The organism is Paenibacillus sp. J5 (assembly GCF_054955055.1).
In genome coordinates, this window is the sequence record NZ_JBUEDD010000008.1 from 170,181 (window position 1) to 193,087 (window position 22,907).

At 48.0% G+C, this 22,907-nt stretch carries 12 protein-coding genes and 1 pseudogene; 4 read left to right on the forward strand and 9 right to left on the reverse strand.

Annotation, left to right across the window (positions count from 1 at the left end):
* Positions 1-196: 196 nt before the first annotated feature.
* From ACY1JZ_RS16090 to ACY1JZ_RS16125, 8 genes and pseudogenes are all read right to left on the reverse strand, one after another.
* On the reverse strand, positions 197-1,225 hold the full coding sequence (locus ACY1JZ_RS16090; RefSeq protein WP_462630100.1) for an S-layer homology domain-containing protein: 1,029 nt from the start codon (positions 1,223-1,225) through the stop codon (positions 197-199).
* A gap of 114 nt (positions 1,226-1,339) precedes the next feature.
* On the reverse strand, positions 1,340-6,457 hold the full coding sequence (locus ACY1JZ_RS16095; RefSeq protein ID WP_462630101.1) for a DUF4972 domain-containing protein: 5,118 nt from the start codon (positions 6,455-6,457) through the stop codon (positions 1,340-1,342).
* Positions 6,458-6,608: 151 nt separating this feature from the next.
* On the reverse strand, positions 6,609-7,421 hold the full coding sequence (locus ACY1JZ_RS16100; RefSeq protein WP_270169836.1) for a carbohydrate ABC transporter permease: 813 nt from the start codon (positions 7,419-7,421) through the stop codon (positions 6,609-6,611).
* Positions 7,422-7,434: 13 nt separating this feature from the next.
* On the reverse strand, positions 7,435-8,322 hold the full coding sequence (locus tag ACY1JZ_RS16105) for a carbohydrate ABC transporter permease (protein ID WP_270169833.1): 888 nt from the start codon (positions 8,320-8,322) through the stop codon (positions 7,435-7,437).
* 91 nt (positions 8,323-8,413) lie between these two features.
* The gene (locus ACY1JZ_RS16110) at positions 8,414-9,763 is read right to left on the reverse strand and encodes an ABC transporter substrate-binding protein (RefSeq protein WP_270169831.1); all 1,350 of its coding nucleotides are present in this window, start codon (positions 9,761-9,763) and stop codon (positions 8,414-8,416) included.
* Positions 9,764-9,996: 233 nt separating this feature from the next.
* Complete coding sequence (locus ACY1JZ_RS16115; RefSeq protein WP_462630209.1) at positions 9,997-10,539, reverse strand: helix-turn-helix transcriptional regulator; 543 nt, start codon at positions 10,537-10,539, stop codon at positions 9,997-9,999.
* Between the two features lie 207 nt (positions 10,540-10,746).
* Positions 10,747-11,610, reverse strand: a pseudogene (locus tag ACY1JZ_RS16120) (response regulator); the annotation flags it as partial.
* A gap of 14 nt (positions 11,611-11,624) precedes the next feature.
* Positions 11,625-13,415, reverse strand: coding sequence for a sensor histidine kinase (locus tag ACY1JZ_RS16125; protein WP_462630102.1), 1,791 nt, complete (start codon positions 13,413-13,415; stop codon positions 11,625-11,627).
* Between the two features lie 635 nt (positions 13,416-14,050).
* Here ACY1JZ_RS16125 and ACY1JZ_RS16135 point away from each other — a divergent pair.
* From ACY1JZ_RS16135 to ACY1JZ_RS16150, 4 genes are all read left to right on the forward strand, one after another.
* Complete coding sequence (locus ACY1JZ_RS16135) at positions 14,051-14,881, forward strand: hypothetical protein (protein ID WP_462630104.1); 831 nt, start codon at positions 14,051-14,053, stop codon at positions 14,879-14,881.
* Positions 14,882-14,954: 73 nt separating this feature from the next.
* Complete coding sequence (locus ACY1JZ_RS16140; protein ID WP_462630105.1) at positions 14,955-15,485, forward strand: hypothetical protein; 531 nt, start codon at positions 14,955-14,957, stop codon at positions 15,483-15,485.
* 224 nt (positions 15,486-15,709) lie between these two features.
* Positions 15,710-19,321, forward strand: coding sequence for an S-layer homology domain-containing protein (locus ACY1JZ_RS16145; RefSeq protein WP_462630106.1), 3,612 nt, complete (start codon positions 15,710-15,712; stop codon positions 19,319-19,321).
* Between the two features lie 168 nt (positions 19,322-19,489).
* A complete protein-coding gene (locus ACY1JZ_RS16150; protein WP_270169817.1) occupies positions 19,490-20,338 on the forward strand; it encodes an Rpn family recombination-promoting nuclease/putative transposase in 849 nt (282 codons plus the stop codon).
* 717 nt (positions 20,339-21,055) lie between these two features.
* Here ACY1JZ_RS16150 and ACY1JZ_RS16155 read toward each other — a convergent pair.
* Positions 21,056-22,888, reverse strand: coding sequence for an alpha/beta fold hydrolase (locus tag ACY1JZ_RS16155; RefSeq protein WP_462630108.1), 1,833 nt, complete (start codon positions 22,886-22,888; stop codon positions 21,056-21,058).
* Positions 22,889-22,907: the final 19 nt, after the last annotated feature.

Sequence of the window (22,907 nt, forward strand, 5' to 3'; positions counted from 1 at the left end):
GAACATATTCTAATACAGTAGCTCTATTACTGAGTCACGACTTATCAAAGCTTGAAATCCCGAATCCTCCCGATGCGGCGGTTTTGCTAAAGACTGCCTGTCTCCAATCGCCGGGGGCTTCTACTCGTTGTAAGGTTTCCTGCATCGGCCGGTGGGGCCCTATATGTCTAATTCGATTAGGGTGTTTGATATCGTGTTAGACCGGATCGAGGTCAAGCATTCTCAGAATTAAGACTACCGCCTCTGCACGTGTTGCATTAGCCGCAGGCACAAACCGGTTATTGCCTCTACCGTTGATCAGGCCCGCTTCAGCAGCCGCCGCAACGTAGGGCTGAGCCCAAGCTGCAATGCTGTCGGTATCGGCGAATGTCGGCTTCAATCCTTGGTCAGGCGCAATATCTAATGCCCGCATAACCATGCCAGCCATTTCACTACGGTTAATCAGACTGTTCGGGCGCAAGCTTCCATCCTCGTAACCACTAATAACGCCGGCTAATTGAGCTTCAGCGATAAACGGCCTAGCCCAGTCCAGAATCGCCTCCTGATCGGTAAAATCGAACGCTGCGCCGCCTTTGGACGTAAGCTCCATTGCCCGGGCGATCATCACGATAAACTCCGCTCGCGTTACTTGGTTCTGCGGGCGGAAGGTGCCGTCGGGATAACCGTTAACGAAACCGAGTCCGGCAGCCCTCTCGATCTCCTGTTTTGCCCAGTGGTCGGCAAGATCACTAAAAATCACCAGTGGATTACCGGTCGGTATCACGTTCAGCTTTACGTTCGTTACATGATTCGTAGTGGTCAAATCGCTCTTCACAAGCTCCACCCCGGTAAGACCGATTGCGGTTGGCTTATTGCTTGCCCCTATAACCTCAAACGTAATCGTAGCCAGAACTGCCTTTCCGTTTTCACCGGCCACTTTGCTAACCTTCGTATGGGCAAATACAAGTTTTCCGCCCTTTGGCGCCATCGGCACGGAGAAGCCCGATAACGAACTTTCTGCTTTAACATAACGCAAGAGGCGTGTATCAAAAGTCAGGTTTATTTCATAGCCATACATATCGGTCAAGTTGTCCCCAGTCACGATAACCTGGATTTTCTGTCCGACTGCAGGGCGTTCATTGTCTACAGTCAAGGAAAAGAAAACATCCTTAGCAAGCGCGGTATGTGAAATGAAAGATAACGATAGCATCAGAGATAGACATAGGAATAGGACTTTACGTCTCATAGCAGGATTCATCCTTTTCTGTGAGTTTAGAGGAGCAGAGATGCCTCGTTCCTTGAGAAACTAATGATTTTGAAAACGGAGGTCGGCATCATGCCGGCCTCCGAGTGGTTAAGATTACTCCGACAACCAGTTTTCAACAATCATTCTGGCAACGGCTGACAATTCACGAATGGTAATTTCTCCGCTATCAAAGAGGTTGGCCGGTTCAACCTTGATCCAATCCGAATCGCTTGATTTCGTACCGTAGTATTTCGCCAAGTACGACAGGTCAAGAATGGTTACTGCGGTTTGACCAGGTACAAATGTAACGATTCGAGTAGCGAAGACACCTACCGCTTCATGAAGAGCAGTAACGGCTTGGTTAACTGTAGACTGTGAAGCTAAACCATCATTCTTCACTGCCACTGCCTGCTGGATTGCTTCATCCAGCGCACTTATCGCAGCGGAGGTATATTGACCAATTTTGTTACCCTTCTCTGCTGTATCCAGCCTCAATTTCGCAGCTTCAATTGCTTTGGTCAATTCTGTTTTACTTACATCAGGATAAGACATCACACTGTTTCTGAACACAGAGATGGCTTGCTTGAGCGCTGTGATCGCTTGCGCGATGTCACTTTCCGTTGCAGCATTGTTATCCCGGACAAGAATCGCAGATTGAACCGCACCTTGCAATACGGCTTTGGAGCCAACCGGATATTGCCCAGGTTGTGAACCTTCTTTCGATCTGCTCAGCAATTCTTCAGCTTGTTCAATAACTGCTGCAAGCGCCGAGTTATCCGTTATTCTCACTTGGATGTCCAGAACTGCTTCCTCTGTGCTGATGTTACGAGCATCGGCTTGTGCTGTCACAACGAAGTCAGAGAGGGACACGCTCGTACCGCCCGCAGATGCACTACTTGCAGCTCTGCCATTCAGCACAAACAGCTCACCACTATTTTGGTACAGGCTACCTTTCGTTGAAGCAATAATGAGGATCTTTCCTGTTTGTTGCTTGACTGCTGTAGCAAGAATATTCAAATCAGGATGCACATTCGTTATTGCACTGTCGGCCAGACTGACCACTCCGTCTGCATCAGTTAGGGTTTCGAACGCGAATTTCGCTGGATCATAATTCACTTCGACCGAGAATGCGTCGATCCCCTTGACCAGATTATCGATACCAATGGACAGTTGAACCGGATGTCCGGCGATAACCGCAGATGGACCGTTAATTTCTGCATACTCTTCAGTCAATACAGGCTCACGGAATTCTTTAATGACAACATTATCAATCATGCCTGAGCGCTGATTTCCGTAAAACTCGAAGCTGACATGTCCTTTTCCTCTTTCTTTAGCGCCGTTGCTTATGGCACCGGACATAGTCCATTGTGTCGGTTCTTCACTGTCTCTTGGCCAAAACTTCGTATACAACATGCCTTCCTCAATAACGATCTTGGCTTTGTACCAGCTATCTCGCTGGATAGCCGTGCTGCCGCCTGACAATTGGTAGGCAGCGTTGTTGCTTACATGCTCAAAAATTCTCAGATTAGGGTTGAATCCAGGCCCGATTGCCAGTTCGAATCCATTGCGATTGGACAGATTAGCAGGAACAGTACGATCCGTTGTTCTGAAGTAGATATAGAATCCTTGATCGCCTGTTCCCGAGTTCACGTTGAAATCAAAGGTCATTTCCATATCGCCAAATTCTTCGACTGTCTGGGCTCTAACATTGCTGTTTGCTGTTGGAGCAAACTGCATTACTTTAGAATCGGTTACGGAAACCTGATTGTTTTGACCTTTCCATTTTCCGGGGTCCAACGTTCCTGATTCGAAATCTTCCTTGAACACTTCCACGAGCTGTTTTCCAACGAGTTGAAGCTCTTTGATCGCGTTACGCAGCGCGTAATAGGCATTGTCTGCTGCTGTCTGCCCGATCTCAGCATTAGAGGCAGCCGTTTTGGCATCACTTAATGCGCGTTCAAATGCTTTCCATGTTGGTCTTGTATAAAGCTTGGAGTCCTTGTCTGTAGCGCCTTCGATCAAGACGCTCAACAGGGCTTTGTCAGCCGCTGTGTCGACAGACGCCGTCTCGCTCACGATAACACGAGCGTCCGATTGACTGAGTACTTCGCCGTCTGCCGCCAGTACATAAATAATGTATGGTCCAGGCAACATAGGTGCTTTCATCCCGAGCGCGTCTCCAGAAGCTACCGTTTCATCGTCGCCGCCATCAAAATGTCCGCCGCTCGACGAGGAAATCCATATTTTTTGGGTTGCGTCGTCCAAATCATGCTTGAACCTGACTGTCCCGCCAGGAACTACTGTCACATCAGACGTGAGCAGCTTGTTTGCCACCGATACTGTAGTGCTGAATTGGATGGTTATTGCAGGCGTCGAAGTGCTGCCTACCAAGGTCCAGCTTCCTGCGGTATTGATTTCGTGCCCATCCGCCACAGGCGTGCCGTTAAGCGTAAAGATGTAGTCATTACTCAAAGTCAGTTTCAGCGGCCGTACTGCTGAAACCTCGTAGCTTTTCCCATTTTCCACATTGGTTGTGGACTCGCTCGCATCGACATAAGCCGTATACTTGGAAGTGGCGGTTGCTCTGCCGTCTCCATAGACGATATACAATTTGTATTGTCCCGCGGCAGCTGGCGTGTTGATGCTCTTCGCGTTGCCGGCTGCTTTTGTCATCGTAGGGCCTTCTTCAAAGACAGTCGTGTTCGCGGGCGCAAGCCAGACGGTGTCTTCCGCTTTGAGCAGACCTCTGCGGCTCACCTTTTCACCGCCTACACCCACGATAACGTTGGAAGCCAGCTCAAATTCGGTATCGGCAATGAGACTCCTTGGGATCATATGCGTGTATTCGTCGGTAAGACCCGAATTCAAAACGATCTCGTTGCCCTTAACCGGCCAGATGCGTGCTTCGCTTTTGTAGTTGTCATAAGTAATCCTAGGGCCGCCATTCTGGTTGTTATCTCCGTCCACATAACCTTCGATGGCAATCATGTCGCTTTTGCGCTTCCAGTTGTTGAATTCGAACAGTCGGCTCTGTCCAGGGGCGTGGGAGAGCTTGGACTGTACAACGTTGCCGATCATCTTAATGAACGTACTGCCTTCGTCGGGATGGAACCCGTTCGTCCAGTTGTTGGAGGTCGTCGGTTTTCCAGTTGGATTCGGGTCAAGGAAGTTGTAGTTCATCTCGGTGTAATTCGTCCAGTTATCAGAATGCCAGTTGCTAGTCTTGTCGGTGACAGGGTTGTTGGTCAACGTGCTGACGGTGTCCCATGTCCCTCCACCCGGCAACGTACCTGGATCTCCCTGCCGTCCCAGAGAGTAAATGGCTCCGGAGTCGTTAACGATCGTACAAATTTCCTCTACCCGGTTATAGTTGATTTTGTTATTCCTGGAAGTCGTACTGATCTCTGGAGACCTCGCAACACTCGTTTCATGCGTACCATGGTAAGGGCCGCCCGTCTTGTTGGTGCCTTGGGCGGTAAAGCCGAATCCATCGTACTCGTCCCAGCCCCAGCCGATGCTCAAGGCGCCGTAAGTAGAGTCATAAAAGTAGTTGTGCAGAACCTGCATATTCGTTGTGTAGAAAGAGGCTAATGTATTGGCCCCCGGGAATCCGTAGCAGTTTCTGAAGAAAAAGTTATTCGTGATATAAATATTCTCCGGCACGGCTTCCGTACCCGCCTTGAACTTTTCCTTATCCACTCCAGCCCAGCTTCTGATTGGCGTGCCAGAGACCTGAACGCTGGATTCATGCTTAATCGGCACATCGTTTTCATAGATATGGTGCGGATGTCCGATGACAATGCCTGAAGCAAGCGTATCTGCGATATAGTTGCCTGTGACCTCAATATCCTTGACATCGTTCTCCACATGGATGCCATTAAATCCGGTCAGCATGATCTCGCCATTCAGCACTTTGATATTCCTCGCTGCGTTGATCATGATCGCAGCCGGAGGGATGTCATACCCGCGGTAGAACGTCTCATGCCAGTTGATGCTGCTAGGGAAGTACACCGTGTTCACGATCGAGCCCTGAACGGACGCGTAGCCGCGGGAGGTAGTCGTTACTTTGCCAGAACCGTCGCTAAGTGTATAGGTTCCCGTCAGTTCAAACAGTTTGTAGTCGGTATGAGCAAACTTCAGCCCCTTGAACGTGATGTGTTTGACACGTCCATCATCCGAGCCTGCAATAGGATTCAACCGATCGCCTACAGGAATGCCTCTGATGTCCAGAACCGTCTCCAGCTTTGGAATGACCACGTCGGCTTTATTAATATCTTCGCCTTCAAGCGGGATGTAATACAGCGTGCTCTCCGCCTGGTCAAAATAGAAATCTCCGCGTTTGTTGAAGAACTCGAAAGCATTACGAATGACTTGATTGTTACCTGGATTGTATTGCGTGTTATTGCTCAGAGACTGTGAAATCGCTCCATACGGCATCTGGAACCGAAGCATGACGCCATCAGGCTTGTTGCTGGCAGCCGGCGCTGGTTCGATCGACGCGAAGGTGACAAAAGGCCTGGCCCATCTGGCAGTGGAGCCGCCTACGCTTTCGGCTTCGATGTTTTGAGGATTTTTCGTTCCCGTCGTCAGACCTACGCTGGCATCGAATACGATCCCCGCCCGGATATTGTTGCCGTCCCGCCACGCCCAATCGTTATCGGCAGCGGTAAAGCTGACTGTGGGGGTGCCGTTGACAGTTCTGTTGGCCGAAACGATCGGCGAGCTCAGCGTCATGTTGGCGATTTTATCATTTACATAGATGGCGCGCAGCTTATCGTTCCGTTTAAGGGTCGTTTTATAGGCCTTTAAGCCACCCGTCTGGGTCAGACCAACCGCTTCTGTCCATACCCCTTTTTCCAGCATTTCACCAGCGCTAATGACAGGCTTTGCACCTGGTGCCGCCTCATAGCGAACCGTGCTGCTTGCACTTCCGGAGTCATCCTTGTTAAAAACCAGCGTTTCATCCAGCGAATAAAATCCATCCGCAATTTGAACGACGATATCACCGCCGGTCTTAGGCAGCGTCTTTACGACTTCTTTCGCCTTGGCGACCGTTTTGTACGGCTTGTCTTGTGTTCCGTCACCTGTGTTATCATTGCCATTTGTAGCAACATAGATCGTTTTACTTGTCACACTTGTCACGCTGTCAGCCGAAACAGCCGATGATGAAAAGGGTAGCATAGAAACTATCATGCTCAAAGTCATTATCCAAATGAATGCCTTTTTTCTCACGTTCTAAAAACCTCCCCGGATCTAAGTGAACTTCTACACTGATTGCCGCTCAAGCGGTATGAATCTATAACGCGACGTATAAAACGCTTTCATCATCGCGTTATTTTCTACATTCTCAATCACCCCCCTCACAATCGAATGATATTCGACGTTATTTTAGGATTGCACCAGCGGTTAAGGCATTCTCGATCTTCTCATTGCCGATCATATAGATGATCATCGTAGGCAAGCTTGTCATCAGCATCGCTGCTCCGATAAGACCCCAGTGGGACACGCCAACACTGACAAAAAAGCTGTGCAAGCCTACTGTGAGTGGTCGAAATTGATCCCTTGCTCCAAGAATGAAGGCTAACGGGAATTCGTTCCATACCCGCATGAAGATCAGGACGGTCTGCGTCATGAGCGCCGGCATGACAATCGGCAGGATAATTCGAAAGAACGCTTGGTACACATTAGTACCATCGATACAGGCCGCCTCTTCCAGCTCCTTGGGCAGGGAACGAAGGAAGGCATAGAGCATAAGTACACAGGCCGCCAGAGAGAAGCCGGTATAAGGCAAGATAAGAGCAAAATACGTGTCATTGATGTTCAACGATTTAACCAACTGAAACAACGGAATGACAACGACCTCAATCGGAACAATCAGTCCTAGAGAGATATAGAATAGAGCCATGCCATTCCACTTCCACACCATACGGCTCAAGCAATAAGCGAGCATCGTCCCCGCCAACAGCGTAATCACGATGGTTCCGCCCGTATAAATGAAGCTGTTCTTAAAGTACAGCAGAAAATCATATTTTGATAAAACATCGCTGTAGTTCTGCCATTCCCAGGACTGTGGCAAGCCGAACTGATTCTCATAAGCTTCCGACCTGGACTTCAACGACGTTGTGATCATCCAGTACAACGGGAACAGAAAGGAGCAACCGATAACAATCCAAAAGACGCGAAATAAATACTTCAATGTCCCATGCCTCCTAAAACTCTACTTTTTCTCTGGCGACGAAGCGCTGAATAAGGAAGGAAATCAGGAGACATTGCAGGACAAAAATGACGGCAATGGCTGTTCCCTTACCAAATTGAGAGGTATCGAAGGCCGTGTAGTACATTTGATAGATCACGGTTCTTGATAAATCACCCGGGCCGCCGGCTGTCATGACTCGGACATGAGCGTAGAAAGCCATAGAGCCTAAAGTCGAGAGGATGAGAACATATTTAATCACATCTTGCAGCAATGGAATCGTAATGCGCGTGCTGACTTGAAAGAAATTAGCGCCATCAATCAAGGCAGCCTCATAATAATTTTTGGGAATGGTTTTGATCCCCGTATATAATAAGATCGCGTTCAAGCCGATATATTGCCAAAGGAATGTCAAGCCGATACTGACCATGACCGTGTTCGAGTTGGTGAGCCAGGAACGGGTCAGACTATCCAGTCCCACAGATCTTAAAATCGTGTTGAACAAGCCCCAGCTTGGTTCGTAGAAGGCCACCCAGATCTGGGAAATGACGATGACGGACAGGATCGCGGGGAACATTGCAGCTGTCTTGAAAAACCTCCGCAGCTTCGGTGTCTGGGCATCAATAAAAAGTGCCAATATCATGGAAAGCGGCAGACCGATCAAAATTGACATACCAACAACTAAATACGTATTCTTGTGAGCGACCCAGAATGAGGATTGCTGGATGACACTCCAGTAATTATCCAGTCCAACGAATCCCAAATTCTTAAAACCGTTATGATTATGAAAACTCATCCATAATTGAGGCAGCAAGGGATAGACACAGAAAAGGGTAAAAAGCACTAAAGCGGGAGCAGCAAAAACTGTTATCGACATCTTCGTGCTAAAATACTTGTTCATCATTCACTCTCCACCGTCCATAGTTATATCGCAGGCATGAACCCGCCAGACTGGAGTCCAGCGGGATGCCTTTTCTCTATTCCATGTTGAGCCATTAATTATTAAACCACGTATTATCTTGCCACTCCTTGCTGATGACTTTAATAAAATCGGCTGCCGAATATTCGCCCGTCAAAAGTCTGGCACCCTGTGTCGACAGCTCTGAAGACATCCGTGCATCTACTGAGTTCAGCGCTAATGAAGGAATCATCACTTCAGCGCCATTGTACCAAGTCAAAAACTTCTCCATTAACGGTTCCAGATCCGATGCAGGATTGCCTGTCTCCAACGCGATCGCAGAACCGACAGATTCAAAGTACAAAGCATCCTGCATAGCCAGGAACTCTGCCAATTTCACAGCCTCATCAGGATGTGCTGTTTTTGCGCTAACGGCATATCCATTCAATGGGGAACCCCAGAATTGGACGACTTTGTTCTGATCATAATCAGGGCCTGCGCTTGGGAATGGGAAGAAATCGACGCTATCGATTTTCGCCAGATTCGGCAATTCCCAAGTGAACATCCAAAGCATGGCTGACCGCTTCGAGGTAAACATTTCCATCGCCGGACCATAATCCAGATTGGCGATACCTTCTGCAAAGACACCTTCCTTAGCCAATCGTTCAATTCGTTCTACCCCTGCAATGACGGATGGATCATTGAAATCCGTCTTGTTGAGGACCAGGCTGTTCATCGCCTGCGGGTTTCCGATTTGAACCATTTGCTGAAGCATAAACAATTTAGGTGCCCAACCGTCTTTGCCTGGAGTCGCTACCGGAACAACGCCACTATCCTTTAGTTTCTTGGATACCTCAATCAGCTCATCGAAGGTTTGCGGTACTTTCGCTCCCGCTTTTTCGAAGAGGTCCTTGTGATAGAAAATAACCGGTGTGAAATACGTATCAGCCCCTGAGGACAAGCTGTAAATCTTTCCATCAAAGTGCTTTAGTGCCTCGGGAACTTTGTATTTGTTCAAAAAACCGTCTTTTGTAATATAGGGGGTTAAATCCATAATATTGCCTGCTTGATTCAAAGAAGTAAAGAAACCGGCATCATTCCAGAATACATCCGGCATATCCCCGGAGGCATTATAGGTTTTAACCTTGTTGGCCATATCCTCGCCGCCACCGCCTGGCTCGAATTCAACTTCCAGGTTAGGAAACTCCTTTGAAATGTTGGGTTTAATAAACTTCTCCATGATGTTATTGCGGTTTTCATCCGTCGTAATGGTCATGACACGAAGTTTGATTTTTTCCTCTTTCGTTTTCCCGCCATTGCTCTGCTCTGAAGTAGTCGAGGAAGGCGTCGGGGAGGGCGCAGGCGTGTTGGTAGACGAACAAGCTGTTGCAGCCATCACGGTGCACGCAAGCAAAGCAGGTAAAAGAATTCTGGTATTTGGTTTCAATATTCTGACCTCCTGTTTTTTGTAGGGTGATTACCAACCCGAGAAAGCGTTTTCATTTACAAGTTTTATTTTAGCGAGCAGACCTAGCCTTGAACAGAGACGATTCTAGGTCGGGGAGGAATATTGTTGGCAACTTACGCCATCAACTGCTGGTCATTATGTATCAGCCGTAGCCGTCTGTCAGAGGATCTGGTTCGACCACCTAACAGACGGCGATATATTTTCTATGATCCCTATCCATTGCTGATGTTGCTTATATATTTACTAGGCGTAATTCCTGAATACTTTTTGAAGCATTTCCCAAAATAATTCGCATCTGAATACCCGACCCTGCTCGCAACGTCCTGAACGACGAGGCAGCCCTGGTCAAAGAGCTCCTTCGCCTTTTGCATTCTGATTTGGGTTAAATAATCATTAATTGTGGTTGAGGTCTCCTTCTTAAACACATAGCATAGATGGTTGTAATTCATATGAACACCTCTAGCAATGTCTTCAATTTTCAATGCTTCATTTACATAGTTCACCTTAATAAATGACTTGACTTCCTCTACAATGATTGCAGATCGACTGGACTTCTTCACATGAACATGAACCATAATCTTTCGGATCAGACCACGTATCCAATCTTCAAATTCACTGAAGGAATTCATTCGTTCGATGAGCCCAAACAAATCGGGCTCAGATTGACTCTGGACGATCTCATGTATATCTTGAGAAGTTTCCTCCAAAAATTCCATGCATGTGGAGAAGATTTCAAAGCCAGCAACCAGGAGCATTTCTAACGAGGCATTGTTCAAACGGGCATTGTAAAAAAATTCGGTCAGCCATTCCTCTACCTCTGAGGCATTTCCTGTTCTCATACTCATTAGAAATTGGCTTCGCTTACTAATCGAATACAAACTGACTTTCATTGCGGATTGAGTCACCTTGGAATATAAAATAACACGATTGCCACCAAGAAGATATCGATGCTTCAGTGCATAAAGCGCTTCCTTATAAGAAGCAGACACTGCCTCAAAACCTATATGTCCATTTCCTAGCCCAATCGTATAGGTAAATTCGTTGCTTGCCGCCATCTTGGTGAGGATAGATTCACAAAGCGCTTCAATTTCGTCAAAATTGTTGTCTCTCGAACCAAAAATGAGCACATATTGACCTTTTTCATTAAAGAAGCCCTCATACGAAAACAAATGATGCACTGCCTGTTCGACAAGGGTTGGAATGTTACTCCTGATGGTGGTTTTATCCTGCGCATTGGAATGCGGGTGTCCATCACCCGCCCCTATATCGATCACCGCCGTCATATAATCCGTTGAGTCGATGTCAACTCCCATCCTCAGCAAGCGGTTTTCTTTATCCTCAGACCCTATGTTTCCAAGCAGCCAATCATTTAATACCTGGGTTCTCAGCAACGATGCTTTCTCCACTGCCTGCTTTTTCAAGTCATCGAGCTCTAGTTTTGCATTTCTCTCATCCTTGATCAATTTCTTCATTTCACATAACGAGTTTTGAACTTCTTCTGTGTCAATAGGTTTCAACACATAATTATGCACGCCAAGCTGAATCGCATGCTTCGCATAAGCAAATTCGCTATGGCCGGTAAGAACAATAAATTTGGCGTTGAAGCCTTCTGACCTTGCCTCCGCAATGAATGTTAAGCCGTCCATGATCGGCATATTGATATCTACCATGATGATATCTGGATGCAGAATTCTCATTTGTTCAAGACCATCCTCGCCATTCTTCGCTTCCCCTATCAGTTGAAGATCCAATTCCTCCCAAGGCAATGAAATTTTGATAGCTTGTCTAAAGTAATATTCATCATCAACAATTAGCACTTTATACATGACGCGGCCCCTTTCTAAAGCTCTTTGAGCGGAAGACGAATGATAACTTTTGTATAGGAACCACAGACGCTTTCTACTTCTAATCCAAACCGGTCGCCATACAGCATTTTGATTCGACGGTTCACACTTCGAGCGCCGAAGCTTACATTTCTTTTATCCTCCACCGTAGGTTCCAACAGTTGCTCAATTTGCTGCTTGTCCATCCCAACACCGTTGTCCAATACTTCAATGATGATATGGCCCTTCTGTTGGTAACCAACGATGTGCAAACTTCCCTTCTCCTTCTTCCGCTTTAGTCCATGATAAATCGCGTTCTCAACAATCGGCTGAAGCATCAGCTTGGGGGTTGCGTAGCACATAATGTCTTCGTCTATATCCATCTTATAGTCCATATACTCCACATATCGAAGCTTCTGGATTTCCAGATAACTTTCCGTTAATTTCATTTCTTCCCGGATGGAGATCACATCATTTCCTCGGCTCAATGAAATATTATAAAAATTCGCCATATACTTTGCTGCTGCAATCGCTTCCGATTTCATATTCAGCTTAATCAACGAGATGATGGTTTCAACCGTGTTATATAAAAAATGTGGTTTGACTTGAGACTGAAGCAGCTTGAATTCAATTTCTCCCTTCGTCCTTTCCTCTTCTGCATTTTTGGCAACAAGCGCTTCGATGCGATCCATGAGACTATTGAATCCATCACTTAAATGTCCAATTTCATCCGTTGATTTGTAAGTGCTTCGAACATTCATCTGCCCGTTTCTTATTTTCCTCATTGTGCTGGCCAGGATGAGCAACGGTTTCGTTATAGAACGGGACAGAAAAAAAGATATCCCCAGCGCAAACACGAGGCACAGCATACCTGTACGAATAATAAGCTGATAAATTTCCTTATTCTCCATCGTTATGACTTCAAGTGGAATCACACTTATAATGGTCCAATTCAGGGGTTCAAACCGCTGCGTGGATACGAGCAGCTTCTCCTCCTCCTTGCCGAGAATAAAACTCATTTCACCTTCATCCAGATTGGGGAGGGAGATCGAGGTCTTATCTGTAAAATCTTTATGTAAGAGAGACTTATTACGAGATGAGATAATACGTTGCGAATCATCAAGGATATAGAACTCACCGCCTTGATAATTTAAACTGTTTTCATAAATCGCTGCAATCACAGATTCTTTTACATAGAGAGCGACCATTCCAATCGTGCTTCCCAATTCTTTATGCACAACCGCTTTGGACACTGCAAAGACATTGCTTTCTGATGAATCATACCGAAACTTAAAGGGAACCAGTCCTGTCCAGATCGGTTTATTGTTATTGGCAAGTTCCATAGCTACAGGTTGAGAGCCGAATATATGTGTTGCGTAGTTATTATTCGCATAACCGACATCAGCCCACTGCATCCGCGAAGATAAGACACTGGCGGCTTTAACCTTCGTATTGGGTTCCACGAAGTTGCTGATGATCTCCGATATTTTCTTACTCGTGATTAAACTTTCAAGCCCGCCTTCCGGCTTTTTCATTGACATATCATTGTATAGAACCTCCTGTAGACGATAATCCGTCGCCAGCATTTTGGAGTAATCCTCGACAGAAGTAACCAAAGTCGCAATATTATTATTAATGAGAACTAGCTCCCGTAACGAATTATTCACTGCTTTATCTATAATCGCTTTCTGAGAAATAGTATTAGCAAAATAAGCAATCACTGTAATTAACACAAAAACAATAATAATCATGGTTGCGAAGATTTTATTTTTAATGGAGATGCTTTTGAAATAAGATTGATAATTCATGCACGATACCTCTCTTCCAGACTGCGATAGACTCAGCGAATACAGCGTCAACTATAAAACGCTTTCATTATTTTTGAAATCACGCTCAATAATACTGAATACTTACATTTGCCGCTGCTAGATTTCCGTGAACATTTCGACACCCTAGGCAATTATTCCTTCTATCTAATGATTTATCCAAAAAAATTAGCGTCCCACACCTCCTCTATCGTCCGATGCAGCTTGCTCGCGTGAGGCCCACCCTCGCTTCTCCAGCCAATCAAGCGGCGCCGTCACGGAAGCTACACTTAGAGCTATCATTTGAAAGCAAGCTCTAGCTACGGATTATATGGCCATGCTGAAGGCGATCCTCTATGGCTACCCGCAAAAGGTTTACTCCTGCCGCGGGATCGAGAAGCTGCTGCGCGAAAATCTCCCTGAGGTATGATGGGCTGTGATGCAACCCGATTTCCGTATGTTGAACACTTTCCGCGGTATTCGTATGAGAGCTTGATGCGTAATTAAGGGGAATCGTACTAGGCTTATAGCCCGATTCCCGCAGAGGAAGTGCACCCGCTGCCCTATTTGGGAATGCCGATCTTATAGGATAATATAGAACATAGATCAACTTGAATTAGGGATGGGAGTGATTCCTCTTGTTACAATTAACCAGCGAGCTGTGGGGCAAGCTAACCGGTCCCTACGAGTCGGGCGAACAGGTACCTGAGCTGTTGGAGCGTCTGATGCTTGATTTCGACAAAGAAGTTTTCGAGGAGCTATTCCAGGAACACTTATATCACCAAAATACGATCTATACCGTCACATACGCCACTGTACCGTATCTGGCCAAGCTTGCTCTTGCCTCAACATCTATGAACGTGCGCCATGAAATCTACGTCACCTGCGGAATTATCGAGTCGTGTCATGACAAAACAAGCTCAGAGCCGTATCCCTCGGATTGGAGAGAACTCGCCGCCGAGGCGGGAGACGAGGTTTGCACAGAGCTGTACCAATCTTACTTAAAGGCTATAGCGGAGCTTGCTCTGCTGGTTACAGAGGTGTCGGCCTACGCCAGACAAGAATTAACCAGCGATACCGAAAAAAGATATGTTCTCATTGCCGACGCGGCTTATCGGGAATCCCAGGGCGTGGCAAACCTGTTTCTGAATTTTACGGCTGGCGATGAATATGTGGCCGTTTGCGAAGCATGCGAGCAAGAGGCTTATTTGTGGCCGAACGAAGAGACCGGGCGTATACAAGCATTCGCGGAGGACCCGGTCTTCGAGCCCCTTCAGACGGCGCATGAAGTCACTCCCGTTGAGGCATTCGTTGAAGCGGAGCATCGCATACTGGCTGAACGAGCCGAGCAACTTAGCTATTCCTCTTTTTTGAATCAATTGCCGTATTTGGCCGGGGAAATGAATTGTCCATCATGCGGCGCCAGAATGCAGGTTTGGCCTGGATTGCTTTCGTCCTTTGGAGGGTAATAAACAGCAGGTGGATATGCAGCTATAACTCTATGTTTGCAGGAATGACTTAATGAAAAGGATGGGATTGATAATGAGCACACTTCAACCGATTATTCATGTCTTACAGCATTCGTCCGATGAAGCCGTTGTGGAGGAGTTTGTCGAGCATGAGTCGTTAATCTGGGTGGATTGGAGAGAAGATGAGGAGGACGTCATCCAATACTTTAACAATCAACTGCCGGAAGCTCACCAGATCAAGTGCGAAATGATCGAGATCGACAAACCGAGGGGCGTTGATATCGTGTTAAGCTCGGCGGATCGCAAGCTGACGATTCCGTTCGCCGATGATAAGACGGATCGGGACAGCGCCATTCGGTCTATGCAGGAGATGATCGCTCCCCATTATGAGATTCGATGGTTTATGGCGTCTCTGGGCAGCGATACGTTAGCATTTCTATTATTGTCAACAGAGCAATGGGCGGAGCTGGAGAGGCAATTCGGCAAAGAAAAGCTAGAATTCCACTTCCAGCCGATAACGAGCGACAGCGTTATGTTCTCCCTCGACATGGACGATGTGTTCACGCTAATCAAGGAACGGCAAGAATCACATGTCTCTGAGTAGCAACGACTATTGTTGAGCATTTGAATAACAGCATTTAGTTGAATTAAATTGAATCATGATCATTTTCAAAAATTTCTCAAATTTGATTTCCAAATTAAAGGATTGAGCCCCCGACACACATAATATATATAGTTGGACGCTTGTCCTATTGTCAAGCTGTCCAACTACGATGCCGGTCAAGCCGCAGGTGCACCGGATCGAAAAACAAGGAGGCTTTTCATTTTATGCGAAAACGATTGATCAGAATGCTCGCGTTCCTCTGCTGCTTAGTAATGGTAGCGCATTCAATGCCTGCAAGCTATGCCCAAGGCACGGACAACATCGAGAATGCAGACGCGAATGAAACACCAACCGCCATGTTTGGAACGCCCGAGCTCGGCTCAAACGATCCACTCTGGAAACAGACAATGGAGCATCTCATCAACAAAAGCACGGTGCCCGCCGACCCCAGACCCCATGCCACAGGAACAGCCAGAATCCTCTGGGATCATGACTACCTGTATGCCCGCGTAGCTGTCAATGACAGTAATCTGTATCAGGGAGCTGGCGATAATCACCAGTACGACAGCCTGGAGTTCTATGTCGGCACTGGAAGCGGAGGCTCCAACCAATGGCGCGTCAGCGCAACGGGCGTATTCTCAGGGCAGGCCGCTCCGGGCAGAGCTGCATGGACCCAGATCACGGAGAGCGGATATATTGTGGAGATGAGAATACCCAAAAGAACGTTGACCTTGGAGGAGGGCAAGCTTACCTTTGACGTCTATATCAATAACTCGACGGAAAAGGGCGGTGACCGCTATGAAGTCGTTTCCTGCTTCGGAGACCCGGATGCCGGTTATAGCAGCTCGTCTTCATTTACAGACAGTCTTCAGCTCACTGTAGCCAGTGAAGTGGACAGCAGATTTTCAATTACCGCCACTGCAGGACAGGGCGGCCGAATAACGCCGAACCCGCCCGGCAATGTTCTGAGAGTAGATAAGGGCTCAAGCAGAGAATTTACGTTCACTCCCGATCATGGCAAAATGGTCGATACGGTAACGGTAGACGGGGAGAGCGTGACTCTATCTGCGGACACGTATACCCTTGCGAATATTACGGCTGATCATACTATTCACGCGACATTCAAAAACGACCCGGACGCCGGGCTGCTTCCCTTTATCGTATGGAATGATAACTTCGCCAGAGGCGAGTACACGACGGCTGTCATCATTGACCTGGGCGAGGGAAAGGCGGCGGTAGGCTCCGAGCTTCATCCGGGCTTGTTCACCTTGTCCGCTAGGAACACGACCCTGAACGGCGAAGCAGTCACCGTGGAAGGGACGCGCAAGATCACAAGAGTGTACGCCAATGACGAGCCGAAGGTACGCGGCTATATGGGGACGGTAAGCCATTCACCAGATTATCAGGACGGACTGGCAAGCGGCCGTTACATCGTCGTTGAGACCGAGTTTTATTCAGCAAGCGGCGGCAGTACAACGCTGGATGGCAACAGTAACTCGACCAAGCAGGTTTACACCCTTGTCCAAAACGACGAGATCGTACTGACTGAAGGCAGCCCGCTTCGAGGGGTAGTTTTTGAACAGGAAAAGGTTGTGAATCCGATCCTGGACAAGTTTACAACACCTACAGGCCATTCGGTCAATCGCTCGCTCTATCTTCACAAGGATAACAACGGTGAAGTAGTGCAAGGCTTGCCGCTCTATGTCTATACCCATGGCATGTCACGGGGCGGCACAAGCTCAGCGACAGACCAAAAAGCGGCCATGAAATCCGCCAACGGCTCCGTTGCGCTGATGAAGAAAATGGAAGAAAACCCTGCCAAATACGCCAGCCATATATTGAATATTTCCTATAATGGCACATCTACGCCTTCCACAGACAATGTTAAAAGAGTTATAGACGAGCTGGTAGCCAGCGGCGCAGTCAACCCGAATCGTATATACGCAGCGGGCTTCTCTTGGGGCGGCCAGTATACGAACACCTTAGTTAACACCTACCCCGGCTTCTTCGCAGCCGCTGCGCCGATGTCCCCGGTGAGCGGCTCACCGAATGCGAGCACCAACGCTCTTCACAGCAACCTGGCCTACTGGATGTTTATCAATGCTCATAACGTTGGCATATACCAGACGAACCTCACTAACTTCATCAACACCAATATGCCGAAAATGACCAACGCGAGGGCTTCGCGCTTTGAGAGCAATGAGGCGCTTACATGGCCCTATAATCAATTTGACCAGCCGAGTCAGAGACCGAATCCGGCCAACACACCTGCCCTGGCGGATTATATCGCGCACGAAGTTGAGGCGGCGGTTCTTTACAACCAGATAACTATGGGAACCTGGAGCATCGCTCCGACGGCGCAGTCCTCCAGCCTGCCGGCTTGGAATAATGACTACACAGACGTCTTTGATTGGATGTTCTCCCAGAGAAAAACGGTCGTACCGGGTGCCCCTGTCGGCTTCAAGGCGACCTCGGGCAACAGACAGGTCACATTGAGCTGGACGGCTCCGACTGACGACGGTGGTAGCGCGATATTGGGCTACAAGATCTGGTATGGCAACGTGGCACCCGTCACACTGGGTGCGACGGCAACCGGATATACCTTCAAGAACCTGACAAACGGCCAAGCCTACACCTTCAAGGTCGTTGCGATGAATGCGAAGGGCGACAGCGCGGAGAGGAGTGCGACGGCGACACCGACGACGCCGCCGATGTATTATCCTTCTGGCAGCAACACCAGCAATACGGGCAATACCGACAGTACGGGAAATACAGGCAGTACGGGCACCGGGACAGACGCTGGAGCGTCGAAGTCGCCCTACACAGTGAATACACCGAAGGATAAGCCTGCGCTCACAGATAACGGCGGTACCACCACCCTGCCAGGCGGCGGCGAGATTGAGACCAAGGGCGGCATGAAGATTAAGGCGCCCGAAGGTACAACGATAGACTCCAATGATACGGTAACCCTTCCGGCGAACAAGAACGCCAAGGTGTCACTACCTGACGGCAACAGCACAGTGACCCTTCCGGGCGGCTCGACGATCGCGGGCGATGGTACGATCACAGTAGGCAGCGGAGACGCACATGTAGGCCTGACGAACGGCAACCAGGTGGATATCCGCGGCGGATCGAAGATACAGAGCAACGGCGCGATTGTGGTAGGATCTGGCGGCGCGAGAGCCCGCTTAGACAACGGCATGTCGCTGAACATCCATGAGGGTACGGAGCTTGCGGTTGATAACGGCACCCCGCTGGGCTTCCTCGTGAAGTCGGGCATTCCTTTCAGGGATGTCACCAAGGACAGCTCGTTGTACAACCACGTAAACCTCGCCTACACATACGGTCTGTTCAACGGCACGACATCCACGACCTTCTCACCGGGCGCCTCCATGACGCGCGCAATGTTCGTGCAGGTACTGGCCAATCTGGAGAACGTAGACCTCTCCGGCTACACGAGCTCCCGCTTTAGCGATGTGACGGACGGGCAATGGTACACGGCGGCAATCGAATGGGCGGCTGAACATGGCATCGTCAACGGTATGAACGCAGACCTGTTTGCCCCCCATTCACCGATGACTCGCGAGCAGATGCTGGTGATCCTGTTCAACTACATGAAGCACAAGGGCTATGAGATAGCTGAAAGCGACCCTATGTCCTTCGCGGACGAGAGCGAGATCAGCTCATGGGCGTTGAAGGCCGTTCAGGCGCTGCCGGGCATCGGCATTGGATTCGGCAAGCCAGAGCCGGACAATTTCTTGACCCCCAAGGCCACGGTCACCCGCGGCGAGGCAGCCAGCAGCTTTGTTCGCTTCGTCGAATATCTGGCTAAGTAAAAGCGTATACAGAAGAATGTCGGACACTTCTGGCTGGGCAATATCCAGCCGGGAGTGTCTCTTTCCTATTCCTTTGAAGACGCGACCATGAGAGGCGCAGCACATCACTATGCAATAGACCTGGAAATCATGGTATAATAACAATGATAAGGATTGGAGTTGATTGGGATGCATGATCTGCTTGACCCCAAGATTGATTTCGTATTCAAACGCATCTTCGGCAGCGAAGAGAATAAAGATATTTTGTTGGCTTTCCTTAACAGAACCTTTATGGAAGCTGGGGAGCCGCCTCTGACCGAGATCGTCCTGATGAACCCATACACGGACAAGGATTCACCGCGTGACAAGCAATCCATCTTTGACATTCAGGCCAAGACGGCTGAGGGCAAGCTCATCAACGTGGAGATGCAATTATTCAACAAGTACGATAATGAGAAGCGCACACTGTACTACTGGAGCAAGCAATATTCGGGACATTTGGAAGAAGGACAGTCCTACAAGAAGCTCAAGAAATGTGTGACGATCAATATTCTCAACTTCACAATCTTGCCTAATGAGCGTTATCATAACGTCTTCCATTTACGCGAAGATCACAGCGGCATAATGTTAATAGATGATATTGAAATACACATCATTGAACTATCAAAGCTGAATGAACAAATAATACCAAATGAAGGCGGCCTGCTCAACTGGCTGCTGTTCCTGAAAAGCGAAGATACAACCAACTGGGAGGTGTTGAAGGTGAACGAACCAACCCTGGGCAAAGCAATGACCGCATTGGAATATCTAAGCCAAGATGCAGAAGCACGTCGCATGTATGAGATAAGACAAAAAGCACTGCATGACGAAGCGTCTATGTTGGAAGGTGCTAGAGCAGAAGGCGAGTCCATTGGCCGCTCTAAAGAAAAGCTAGAAGTTGCGAAGAACATGCTGGATAAAGGCATGGACGTTACAACTATAGCAGAGCTAACGGGACTTCCCACCGAGCAACTGAGCAAACTGAAACGAACACATTGAATGCTTTAGGGGCGTCCAGAAAGTCAGTGTAGACTGACTGCTGAACGCCCCTCCTTTTAGTATGGAGCCTCGGGGATGTATGAATTCCGATCTAATTGGCTATCGAAGCCTCCCCGACGAAGCAGAACCTGGCGGTAGATTCAGTACGCCGCTCCGCTTTGCTCCGTCCGTGCGGGCGAACCCCTGACCTCATCGCTGCCAGTATCCGCCGCTTGTTATTTCTGGTTATTAAAACATCCCAAAAGCCACATCTTGTATGGCTTTTGGGGTATCTTTGTCATCTCTGGTATTCGGTGTTAATGGGGCATTATTAGCGTGTTACCGGATTGTTACCGTAATAATCCCTAAAGCTATACGTAGTTTATATTATACTTGAATCTTCAAGAGCTTTGGAAGTTTGTTGAATTAACTGATTCTTTAATTGATGACCTTAGGGACAATTAATTGAATAAATCTTGAATTACTGATATCAAGAATCCGAGTAATAACCACAGCTACTTCAGCTACGTGACAGATTAGCTTACGTGTTTCCCTCTTCTAGAACATGCCATGCAAGCGCTCTCCTACCTGAGCTACTCCCCCACGCTATACAATCATTATTCAGTTGACTTCTGCTCTGCCAACGATGCGCTCTCCCGCATTGGTCGAGTTTCACTGCCCCAAATTTCAATCGAATTTATACTTGACATATTGAATGGCCATCCGAAGAATATGCTTCTATGACAACTCAAGATCCAAAACTTGACGAAGCCACTCAGCCACCTGATGCGGAGCCTCCAAAGGGTATTGATGACCATAGGGGATGAAGGTTGTATCGATGTGCTTGAATCGTTCCGGAATATGATGTGCTGCATCCCGGTCACCCCAATGGATTCGCACTTTTTGGGCATTCCATAATTCAGGCTTTAGCTCGAAAGACTGGGCTTGCGTCAACGCTGACATGACCATTGCATTGGTAGAACGAATGCGGGCTGACCTCAGATCATCAATGACGTAGCTCGAGTAGTGATCCAGTCGTTCGCCGTCCGCGATAAAGTCATTGGCTTTCAGCAGTGTTTTTCTGAACGCGGAGCGAGATATATGCTTTGTAATCGCCCTGGTAACACCTGCATATTTATATTTGGCATGAATGGGATGCAGTACGGGCTGCAATAGCAAGAGTTGCCTGATCTGCGGCTCCATTCTTTCCATGACCTTAGCAGCGATAAGTCCGCCGAACGAATGACCAATCAAAATAACAGGGCGATTCAGCTCGTGAATCATTTCGACCACAGCCTCTACATAGCCGTCCATCAGAGAAGGATGATGATGACGCGGCGAATGACCGAATCCGGGGAGGTCCACCAGCCAAGTATTGACATCATCCAATTGTTTCGCGATGGGAACGAAACAGTCGGCCCCGCTGAATGTTCCGTGCAGGAAAATAACCGGTGTACCGGGATTCTCTTTTTCCAACGAGATCAGTTGGGATCTTCTGCGTTGCACGAACCCTTCGTGGTGCTCGGATGAGGGGTGGCTTAACCGGAAATCAAGATCAGCGATGACGTAAGGAAGCGTGGTCGGAACAACGGATGTCTGTGCCCCGTTCTTGCGCTCAAGTTCAAGCTTCGAGGCAACCGGGAATTCCGATTTCACGAGAAAACTCATCGATTCTTCGGGAATTCCCAATCGCTTACCAACGCCAAGTCTTAATAAAAACTTCAACAAAGCAAGCGGAACTGTGCCCAAAGGCGGCGCAATTCGCATCTCGATCGCAATTTGCCTGATCAATGAACGGATCGACGGACTATCCTGCTTGGGGTCCAACAAATAATACGTATTACTCGCAAGCTCCTTGGTCTGCACTAAGTTAACAATGAATGATGCGACATGATCAATATGCACCATCGGCAGCCAGTAGTCCTTGCCTCCTGGAACGAGTGGCATCAGATTCCTTCTCACAGCATCTACCAGTATACTAAGACCGCCAATCTGCTCCGTAATTCCCGAGTAAGAATGGCCGATGACGGTACTGGGATTAACCGTGGACAACGGAATGCCTAACGGTTTTAGTGCTTTTCGTATATAGGAGTCCGCTTGAAATTTCATCTTCTCATACGGGGGAGCTTCCTCAAGAACGGCATCCAAATTGTCAATAGCATTTTGCTCGTTATATGGACTCATATAGCCTACAACATGAATGAATTGCTTCAATCCTTTGTTCATATGGATTTTTTCGGAAAGTTCGGCCAATTCGATGGCAGGATTAAGAAAAGCTTGCTCTGCCTCAGTCTGGCTTAACTCAATATTCATGGGACCGCCCGCATGAATGATGATGTCGGAATTTTGTACTCGGTTGTAATCGTTCGCGGATAGCCCTAATTTCGGTTTTGACAAATCTCCTATTACTGCAGTAACGTGTTGCGCCTCAGTCAAATGTAACTGCCGGAGGGTATGTTGAAAGCGATCCAGACTTCGCACGAGTACAATAATGTCGTGACGCTTGGATATTAACTCCGCAAGAATATGACTACCGATATAACCTGTCCCGCCAGTCAGGAATATGTTCACTTAAATCATCTGCCTTTCG